General features: G+C 72.3%; 2 protein-coding genes. Both read left to right on the top strand.

All coding sequences use genetic code 11. The features are described from left to right. Positions 1–186 precede the first annotated feature (186 nt). Positions 187–2,169 (top strand): PhoX family protein, encoded by a 1,983-nt coding sequence (locus tag OZN99_RS29730; RefSeq protein ID WP_270938824.1) that lies wholly within the window; start codon positions 187–189, stop codon positions 2,167–2,169. Positions 2,170–2,268: 99 nt separating this feature from the next. Beyond that, a partial coding sequence (locus OZN99_RS29725) for a hypothetical protein (protein ID WP_270938823.1) occupies positions 2,269–2,477 on the top strand: 209 nt, incomplete at its 3' end.

Here is a 2,477-nt window from a genome sequence, read left to right as displayed (position 1 = left end):
CGCCCGTGACGGTGCACGCCCCGCCGCCGGGCGCCACCGCGCCCTGACGGCGCGGCGCCGTCGCCGCGCGCGCCGCCTGAACGTCATCGATCGGTAACGCCGCTGCCATCGGCGTTTCCTCGCCCTTGTCTATGCGTCCGGCGCCGCCACGCGCCGCCGCGCATGGCCCATCAAGGGAGAGGCCCCGTGCCCGACACGCTTCCGCCGGACCAGACGCCCCTCGAGATCGAGGACATCGGCAGCAACCCCGTCCCGCGCGAGACGATCGGCGAGATCGTCGAGCGCCGCCTGTCGCGCCGCGCCGCGCTGCTCGGCCTGGGTGGCGCGGCCGCCGCGGCGACGCTGACCGACCAGCTGCTCGCCGCCGCCGAACCTGCCCTGGCGCAGGGCGTCGTGCCGATGGCAGGCGGCCCCTCCACCCTGACCTTCCAGGAGATCCCGCACGGCATGGCGCAGCGCGACGCCGTCGCGCCGGGCTACGAGATCCAGACGGTGATCCGCTGGGGCGATCCGGTGATCGGCGAGGCGCCGTCCTTCGACCCGGCCGCGCAGACGCCGGCCGCGCAGGCCGCGCAGTTCGGCTACAACTGCGACTTCCTGGATTTCCGCCCGCTGCCGCTCGGCGCCAACGGCTCCGACCACGGGCTGCTGGTGGTGAACCACGAATACACCGACACGCAACTGATGTTCGCGGGGATCGGCGCCGGCCGTGCCGGACGCATGCGGGCCACCGCCGACCAGTCGCGCATCGAGCTGCTGGCGCATGGCGTCTCCGTGGTGGAGGTGCGCCGGCAGGACGGGCGTTGGTCCTACGTGCCGAACAGCCGCTACAACCGCCGCATCACCGGCGAGACGGAGATGCGGATCAGCGGCCCGGCCGCCGGCCATGACCTGCTGAAGACCGCGGGCGACCCGACCGGCACGCGCTGCCTCGGCACGCTGAACAACTGCGCCGGCGGCAACACGCCCTGGGGCACCGTCATCACGTCGGAGGAGAACTTCAACCAGTATTTCTCCGGCGCCGCCGCGCAGACCGGCGCGCAGGCCGAAGCCTATCGCCGCTACGGCATCGCGCAGCAGGGCACCTATGGCTGGTCCCGCTTCATCGAACGCTTCGACCTCGACAGGCATCCGAACGAGCCCAACCGCTTCGGCTGGAACGTCGAATTCGATCCCTACGACCCGAACAGCGTGCCGGTGAAGCGCACGGCGATGGGCCGCTTCAAGCACGAGGGCGCGACGCACGCCATCAGCCATGACGGGCGCGTGGTGTTCTACCAGGGCGACGACGAGCGTTTCGACTACGTCTACAAGTTCGTCACCGCGCGGCCCTGGAACCCGAACGACCGCGCCGCGAATCGCGACCTGCTGGACGAGGGCACGCTGTTCGTCGCCCGCTTCCACGACGACGGCCGCGTGGAGTGGCTGCCGCTGGTGCATGGCCAGGGCCCGCTGACCGCCGCCAACGGCTTCGCCAACCAGGCCGAGGTGCTTATCAACACGCGCCGTGCCGCCGACCTGCTGCAGGCCACGCCGATGGACCGGCCGGAGGATGTGGAGGCCAACCCGGCCACCGGCCGCGTCTATGTCATGCTGACCAACAACGACCGACGCACGGCGCAGCAGGTCAACCGTGCCAATCCGCGCGCCGCCAACACGCATGGCCATGTCGTGGAGATCATCCCGCCGGGCGCCGGGACGGACCGCGTGGACCACGCCGCCACCGAAGGCCGCTGGGCGATCTTCCTGATGGCGGGGAAGCCCGGCACCGACGTCGGCGCGCGCTACCACCGCGCCACCAGCGAGCATGGCTGGCTTTCCTGCCCGGACAACTGCGCCTTCGACAGCAAGGGCCGCCTCTGGATCTCGACCGACGGGATGCCGAGCGCGGCGGGCGTTGCGGACGGCATCTGGGCGACCGACACGCAGGGCGCCGGCCGCGCGCTGACGCGGCAGTTCTACCGCGCGCCGACCGGGGCGGAGGTCTGCGGACCCTGCTTCACGCCAGATGGCCGCACGCTGTTCCTGGCGATCCAGCATCCCGGCGACGACGCGGGCTCGACCTTCGAGCGGCCTTCGACGCGCTGGCCCGACTTCGCCGAGGGCGTGCCGCCGCGGCCGTCCGTGATTGCCATCGTCAAGCGCGACGGCGGCGAGATCGGCAGCTGAGGCCGGGGTAACCCTCCCGCGCGGTTGTCCGGTTGACGGCCGGGCGCACCCCGTCGTTGCATCGTGACACTTCGATGACAACGACGAGGAAGCGCCCCCATGCGACCGGATGACCGCTCCGACGATCCGCCCGAACTCGAGGATATCGGCAGCAACCCTGCGCCGGGCCGCCCGATCGGCAAGATGATCGCCGCCCGCCTCTCGCGCCGCGCGGCGCTTCGGGGCCTCGTCGGCGCCGGCGCGGCCGCCGCGCTGACCGAGGCCCTGGTGGCCGAGGCCGATGCGCAGCCGCTGGCCGTGCCGATGCG

Source organism: Falsiroseomonas oryzae, from assembly GCF_027856955.1.
GTDB classification, from domain to species: domain Bacteria; phylum Pseudomonadota; class Alphaproteobacteria; order Acetobacterales; family Acetobacteraceae; genus Falsiroseomonas; species Falsiroseomonas oryzae.
Note: the sequence above shows the minus strand (reverse complement) of the source record. Positions and strands in the feature narration are given on the sequence as shown.